This is a genomic window from Nitrospirae bacterium CG2_30_53_67 (genome assembly GCA_001873285.1).
Classification (GTDB): domain Bacteria; phylum CG2-30-53-67; class CG2-30-53-67; order CG2-30-53-67; family CG2-30-53-67; genus CG2-30-53-67.
This window is the reverse complement of record MNYV01000149.1, coordinates 1-6,642: the sequence shown is the minus strand read 5'-3', so window position 1 is coordinate 6,642 and position 6,642 is coordinate 1. Positions and strand designations below refer to the sequence as shown.

Annotated in this window: 6 protein-coding genes and 3 tRNA genes; 4 read left to right on the top strand and 5 right to left on the bottom strand. The window is 54.5% G+C overall.

Translation table 11 applies throughout. The features are described 5' to 3' along the window. Positions 1–292: 292 nt before the first annotated feature. From AUK29_09555 to AUK29_09535, 5 genes are all read right to left on the bottom strand, one after another. Positions 293–368: transfer RNA gene (locus AUK29_09555), tRNA-His, on the bottom strand. A 29-nt stretch (positions 369–397) separates the two neighbouring features. Further along, positions 398–474 (bottom strand) — tRNA-Arg (locus tag AUK29_09550). Positions 475–488: 14 nt separating this feature from the next. Further along, positions 489–565 (bottom strand) — tRNA-Pro (locus AUK29_09545). A gap of 78 nt (positions 566–643) precedes the next feature. Further along, positions 644–1,255, bottom strand: a complete 612-nt coding sequence (locus AUK29_09540; protein ID OIP61962.1) for a non-canonical purine NTP pyrophosphatase, RdgB/HAM1 family — start codon at positions 1,253–1,255, stop codon at positions 644–646. Positions 1,256–1,264: 9 nt separating this feature from the next. Beyond that, the gene (locus tag AUK29_09535; GenBank protein ID OIP61963.1) at positions 1,265–1,996 is read right to left on the bottom strand and encodes a ribonuclease PH; all 732 of its coding nucleotides are present in this window, start codon (positions 1,994–1,996) and stop codon (positions 1,265–1,267) included. 164 nt (positions 1,997–2,160) lie between these two features. Here AUK29_09535 and AUK29_09530 point away from each other — a divergent pair, with 164 nt between their 5' ends. The 4 genes from AUK29_09530 (at position 2,161) to AUK29_09515 (ending at position 6,469) form a co-directional block, all read left to right on the top strand. Continuing rightward, a complete protein-coding gene (locus AUK29_09530) occupies positions 2,161–2,907 on the top strand; it encodes a hypothetical protein (protein ID OIP61961.1) in 747 nt (248 codons plus the stop codon). After that, a complete protein-coding gene (locus AUK29_09525) occupies positions 2,900–3,490 on the top strand; it encodes a hypothetical protein (protein ID OIP61960.1) in 591 nt (196 codons plus the stop codon). The genes AUK29_09530 and AUK29_09525 overlap by 8 nt, the downstream gene beginning before the upstream one ends. Position 3,491: 1 nt before the next feature. After that, the gene (locus tag AUK29_09520; GenBank protein OIP61959.1) at positions 3,492–4,286 is read left to right on the top strand and encodes a glutamate racemase; all 795 of its coding nucleotides are present in this window, start codon (positions 3,492–3,494) and stop codon (positions 4,284–4,286) included. A 719-nt stretch (positions 4,287–5,005) separates the two neighbouring features. Further along, complete coding sequence (locus AUK29_09515; GenBank protein OIP61958.1) at positions 5,006–6,469, top strand: hypothetical protein; 1,464 nt, start codon at positions 5,006–5,008, stop codon at positions 6,467–6,469. Positions 6,470–6,642 lie beyond the last annotated feature (173 nt).

Here is a 6,642-nt window from a genome sequence, read left to right as displayed (position 1 = left end):
TATCCAGCTGAGCTACGGGCGCTAAATTTTACTTCATAAAATTTAGAATTTTTGCTCCGCAAAGGCACCTTTAATCGAAATGCTTTACCCCTCACCCTTACCCTCTCCCACAAGGGGCGAGGGAACTGCCAGTGGGCTTCCCCTCCCTTGATGGGAGGGGATTGAGGGGAGGGTGTTTTTTAACCGATTGCGATCAGGCCCCTTTGAGGGGCCGGCAATCGTAATACCTCCGGCTTTGCCGGAGGATATTTATTTGCGATGCAAATTACTTTTTTTCTCAAAGAGAAAAAATTGGGGTGAGTGAGGGGACTTGAACCCCCAGCCCCTGGAGCCACAGTCCAGTGCTCTAACCATTGAGCTACACTCACCATCATGAATTTCTCTTTGCAAAATTCATTGGCGCGCCTGCAGGGATTCGAACCCCGGGCCCACGGCTTAGAAGGCCGTTGCTCTATCCAACTGAGCTACAGGCGCATCCTGCGTCATGCTGGTCGGGGCGAGAGGATTTGAACCTCCGACACCCTGCTCCCAAAGCAGGTGCGCTACCGGGCTGCGCCACGCCCCGTCGTTGACTCCCATGAAGAGAGATGCCACGGCGTTACCGCTGACGATATGGCAAGTATAACGGCTTCAGAACAGAAATTCAACCTTTTTCATGTTCCGACAGGCCGGTCAGGACCTCCACGGCCTTCTGAATGGCGATGGCCCGGTGGCTGATCCGGTTCTTTACGGCAATTCCCAATTCTGCAAAGGTTTTATCATATTCAGGGACGATAAAAAGCGGATCATAACCGAAGCCGGTCTCCCCTCTGATCTCCTTGGCAATCAGCCCTTCGCATCTCCCTTCGACCACGTGAACCTTGCCTGAAGGCCTGGCAATGGCCACCACGCAGACGAACCGGGCCGTTCTTTTTTTCGTGGGCACATCCTTGATCTCATCGAGCAGTTTCCGGTTGTTCTCTTCGGGTGTCGCATTTTCCCCGGAATATCGGGCCGAGAGGACCCCCGGCCTGCCGTTCAGCGCGTCCACCATGAGTCCTGAGTCATCCGCAAGCGTGAGGCGTCCGGTCATCTTGGCGATGGTCAGGGCCTTGTTTCTGGCGTTCTCTTCAAAGGTCAGGCCGTCTTCCTGAATTTCGGGCAGATTCCGATCCTTGAAATCCAGCAGGGAGATGACTTTGAACTTTGATCCCTGAAGCATCTGTGAGATTTCTTCAACCTTGTTCCGGTTCCTGGTCGCAATCACGACGTCCATCTGATTCCTTTATGAGAGGTGGAGGATCTCACCGATAGACTCTTTCTGAATGCCGATCAGTTCACGGATCCCTTTTTCGGCATAGGAAAGCATCTCGTCGAGTTCCCTGCGCGTGTAGGGATTGCCTTCCGCCGTGCCCTGTATTTCAATAAAACGTCCGCTCCCGGTCATGACGATATTCATGTCCACCTGGACCTTCGAATCTTCATCATAACATAAATCGAGAATAACCTCCCCATCCAGGATCCCCACGCTGACCGCGGCAAGATAGTCGCCGACCGGGATCTTTCGGATCAGGCCGCCTCTGTTCATCCAGTCCAAGGCATCCACCAGAGCGATAAAAGAACCGGTGATCGAAGCCGTCCGGGTGCCGCCGTCGGCCTGGAGGACGTCGCAGTCCAGCAGGATGGTCCGTTCGGGAATGGCGCTCATATCCACCACGGAGCGCATGGACCTGCCGATCAGACGCTGGATCTCATGGGTCCTGCCGCCGACCTTCCCCTTGGCGGACTCCCGTACGATCCGCTCGTGAGCCGACCGGGGAAGCATACCGTATTCCGCCGTGACCCAGCCTCGTCCGGAATCCTTGATGAACGGAGGGACCCTGGACTCCACCGTGGCCGTGCAGACCACGCGGGTCTCACCCATCTCGATCAGCACCGATCCTTCCGCATGCCGGATGAATCTGCGGGTTATCTTGACCGATCTTAAGGCATCTTTTGTCCTGCCGTCCATCCGAATCACGGATGCCTCCTTGATTTGTGATAAAATTTAATTATACTAATGATTTTCCGATCCTGAGTCAAGAATTATCTTGCTCCATCCATTTGACAACCTTCCTCAATTGCACTATGATCAATCACTTTTAAAGAGGGATTTGTCGGGTTGCAGGAGTGGATTGCCGCATGCAAGAAAGAAGCCGTGGAATAAAGATCTGCTATCCGTTCTTACTCCTCGTCTTGATATGGATGACGATGTTTCCGCCTGAGGGATATACCTTGTCCGAGCAGGATCTGGTGATCGTCATCGATGCCGGCCACGGCGGCCAGGACACGGGAGTGGTGGGACCGGGCGGGCTGACCGAGAAAGAGGTCTGTCTGGACCTCGCGGGTAAGGTCAAAAGTCTGATTGACAAAGGTCTGGGGTATCGGACCTTCCTGACCCGTTCCAGGGATGAAGCGCTCACCCTGACTGAGCGGGCCTCTCTGGCGGACAATAACCGGGGAACGCTCTATGTCAGCATCCATCTCTCCGGTTTTCCGGATCAAACGACCCAGGGATTCGGACTCTTCTATATCGACCAGGCCTATCTGAGGGCTTCCTCTGAGGATCATCCGGAAAGTAAACTTTCCATCTGGGATCGGCAGCAGGCTCCCTACATCAAAGAGAGCCGGCGCTTGGCCGATACCCTTCACCAGGTATGGATCCAGCGCTTCTCCGGACAAATTGACCTCGGAGTCCATGCCGTTCCCGTCTATCCCTTTGCCGCCCTGGACATGCCTGCGGTCTTGATCGAGCCTGCAGCCCTGACCAATCCGGTACAGGAAGGGATGCTCAGCAAAGAAGATTTCCGGGAAGAGATCGCGAATGCCATCTATGAAGGGATTCGGCTCTTTGTAAAACAGGCAGGTTCAGGAGCAGGCCATGAATGAACAGGAGAAACCGGGTTTCAGATTTTCCAGGTTCTGGACGGTTCTTGTCCTGATCCTTGCCGCAGCCGGGGCTTTCTATCTGGTTCTGCAGAAAACCCATGCGCCGAAGAAAGACAAGGTGGAGAGTGTCTATATGCCCGGTTTTTCTCTTTATAGCGAGGATATGGAGCGTATGCCCATCCAGCTCTTTTTCCCGGGCCGAGACCTCGTACTCAAGGGGGAGAACGGCGTGATCTACAAGTCCAAGGACCCTGTGGACCGCATGCGGCAGGTTCTGGTCCTCCTTTTGAGAGGCCCCCGGTCCGATTCCCTGCTTCCGGTCTTTCCGGAGGGGATCATGCTCAGGGAACTCTATCTCTCCGGCGGGTGCGTCTATCTGGATTTTCAGATCCCGGCATCCAAGGCAGGTTCCGCAGGATGTTTGATGGAATATCTTGCTCTCTCCTCCATTCAGTCCTCTTTGATGAAGAACTTTCCTGAAATTGAGAAGATAAAGGTCCTGCTGAACGGCATGGAGGCCGAGACCTTCTTCGGCCACATGGATATCCGCGCCCCTTTACCGGATCTTAAGGCAGGAGACTAAGTTGGACCGTCCGATAGGCATCTTTGATTCCGGAGTAGGCGGTTTGACCGTTCTTCATGAGATTATGAACCGCCTCCCATTTGAGGATCTGATCTATTTTGGAGACACGGCCAGGGTCCCCTACGGGATCAAGTCCGCTGAAACTGTAACCAGATATTCCGTGGAGATCGCGGATTTCCTGATTGAGCATAGAGTCAAGATGCTGGTCGTGGCATGCAATACGGTCTCCTCGGTAGCCATCCCGGATTTGACTGCCCGATACGACGTACCCGTCATCGGTGTGCTCATTCCCGGCGCCCGTGCCGCCGTTTCCTACTCGGCCTGCAGGAAGGTCGGGGTGATCGGGACCGAGGCGACGATCGGGAGCAGCGCCTATGTCAAGGCAATTCACGGGATTGATGCAGGCGTGGAGGTCCACACCAAGGCCTGCCCGCTCTTCGTTCCCCTGGCAGAAGAAGGTTGGGCCGACCATCAGTTGACGTCCCTTGTGGCCATGGAGTATCTGAAAGATTTTCGGAATACAGGTATCGACACCTTGGTCCTGGGCTGCACGCACTATCCCATGTTGAGGTCTGCCATCCAGGATGTCATGGGTGAAGGGGTGAGACTCGTGGATTCAGCCGAGGAGACGGCCCGTGAAGTGGAGCGGATGCTGGCCGTGAACGGTAACCCCAGGACCGGGAATCCGCATCCGATTCGAAAATTCTATGTGACCGACTCTCCGGACCGTTTCCGTAAGGTCGGGGAGTGTTTCCTGAAACATCCTCTCACAAATGTGGAAAGGGCCGTGATCTGATCGGTTCTTCTCCGGAAGACTCCCTTTCATCCCCTTAGTGGCCCTATTCGTAAATACGGTGGCATTCGAGTGCCGTAGGGCGGTCTCCTCGGCGTTGTGCTCCTTGCGGTGTACCAGAGGGGTACGCCTCAGTTGCGCGCCTTGATGAGACCACCCTACGACCCTCTCGGTACGTCACCATATTTACGAACAGGACCACTTAGCAATGAATTGACGGGACGAAGATTTTCATATAAAGTCCTTGTTCGTGATCCAGATCACATACATGAGATGAATTTTATATAAAATTCCATTTATACACAGCGACAGAAGTAGTAATCAGTTTGTCATTGTCCGGCTTGACCGGACAATCCAGTTTCTTTTATCTGGATTCCCCGATCAAGAGACTGTGTCGTAATGCATTTTGGAGCGAAAAATAAAAAATTGTTTCCCACATTTTAACCAGGGGAAGTTATGTTGTGGGATCGACAAGCAAGTTGGTTGCTCATGTAAGCGCTCATTCCCCACTTCTTAAAATAGCGTTGCATTGCGACACAGTCTCCAAGTCGGTGAATGACGTTGTTGATTTATGACGCTCTGTATAATTACTTGCATTCTATTTGTTTCTGTTCCATCTCTCTCTGCTTACCGACCGTCCCGCCGGGTGGTGGATGAATAACGTGGATTTATGGCCGTTTTAAAGGGTACATGGTGTCTATATCAACAGAGGAGGAGAAAAGATGGAAGGAGAACACCGAAGGAGGTTTATTTTTTGCGTCCTGCTGCCCGCAGTCCTGGCCTTTCCGCTGTGGAGCTTTGCCGCGGGCCCGGAGACCTCGTTTGACCCGACAAAATATTCAAAAGGGACCCGGGAAATCCCCACGCCGCAGAAGGGTTATCATGACCGTTACACCTCTATGACTGCATCCTGGAACGATGCGGGGCAGGGGTACTATGATCCCACCCAGTACACGCCGCCGGATGTGCCCGAGGCCGCCGGCAAGAAGAACTGTGTCGAGTGCCACGAGAAATATACACCCTCGGCGGTTGAAGAATGGAAGGCAAGCAAGCACGGCAAGAACGGGATAGACTGCTCCGTCTGTCACGGCACCCACCCCCAGGTTTTCATGCCCCTGCCCAAGACCTGCGGGACCTGCCATCCCGGACGCGTGGAGCAGCATTTTGCGGGCAAGCACGGGCGGTACGGTTTCTACGGAGCGCACACCCAGGCCGGACGGCGCGGGGCGCAGTATGAGGAGATGAAAGAGATGGGATGCGGCACGTGCCACAGCGTTGCGCTGAAATGCGACTCCTGCCATACCAGGCACCGGTTCGATCCGGCCGAGGCACGCAGGCCTGAGGCCTGCGCCACCTGCCATATGGGGCCTGACCATGCGCAGACCGAGTACTACGAATCCTCCAAGCATGGGGTCATCGCTTCGGTCGAGGGAAAGATCTTTGAAGAAGGGGGCCGTGCCCCCGGGTGTGTGACCTGCCACATGTCCAGGGGGACCCATGATGTGAGCCAGGGGATCACCCTGGGCGGGTCCTCGCAGGGGAAATTCATCGGGAATAATCCGAGCGGTGACGCATACCACCCGGACCCGAATGGGATCAACATGAACGAGATCAGCCCCGATGACTTTAAGAGAGAGAGGGACAAGATGCTGGCCATCTGCAAGAACTGCCATTCGGAACGATTCGCAAGGCACAAGCTGGGCACAGCGGACGGGATCAAGATCGCGACCGACGGCGTGACCGGCGAGGCCTACAAGATCATCCAGGGTCTGAAAGATGACGGACTGCTCAGCCCCATGCCGTCTGACCGGATCGAAAATCCGGCGCCCTTCCCCAAGGGCAAGGATATCTGGCTCACGGGCCATGAGCTCTATGAGCAGGTCTCGGGGATCGAGGCCAAGTTTTTCCACATGTACAAGTTCTACAACATCCATGCCTGGAAGGGGGCCTACCACATGAGCCCGGACTGGAGCCACTGGTACGGGAATGCCCCCCTGAAGCTGATGCTTTCCGAGATCTGGGAAGACGCCAGCATGATCCGGAGACTCAACGCCCTGGAGAAGAAAGAAGGAATCAACTGGAAGGATGTCTCACCGGTCCCGGATTTCATGAAGCCCAGGGAGAAACCTGAGGAGGTCAAGAGCAAACCTGTCGACACCAAGGAGCTGATCGAGAAGGTAAAATAATCAAGGAGGGAAAGATGCGATACGTGTTTCCATTATTATTGCTTATGCTATTCCTGGCCATGACTTCTGTACCTGATCTGATGGCAAGCGTGAGTTTTGAGAATACGGCGGGTCTCAGTAAGATCACCCTGGGAGGCGACGCGAGGTTACGAATGGAGTCCAGGGAGAACGAT

Bases quoted from the DNA above. Each gene is read 5' to 3' on its own strand.
- AUK29_09540 (OIP61962.1), bottom strand. From the start codon at position 1,255: ATGGACGTCGTGATTGCGACCAGGAACCGGAACAAGGTTGAAGAAATC.
- AUK29_09530 (OIP61961.1), top strand. From the start codon at position 2,161: ATGCAAGAAAGAAGCCGTGGAATAAAGATCTGCTATCCGTTCTTACTC.
- AUK29_09525 (OIP61960.1), top strand. From the start codon at position 2,900: ATGAATGAACAGGAGAAACCGGGTTTCAGATTTTCCAGGTTCTGGACG.
- AUK29_09515 (OIP61958.1), top strand. From the start codon at position 5,006: ATGGAAGGAGAACACCGAAGGAGGTTTATTTTTTGCGTCCTGCTGCCC.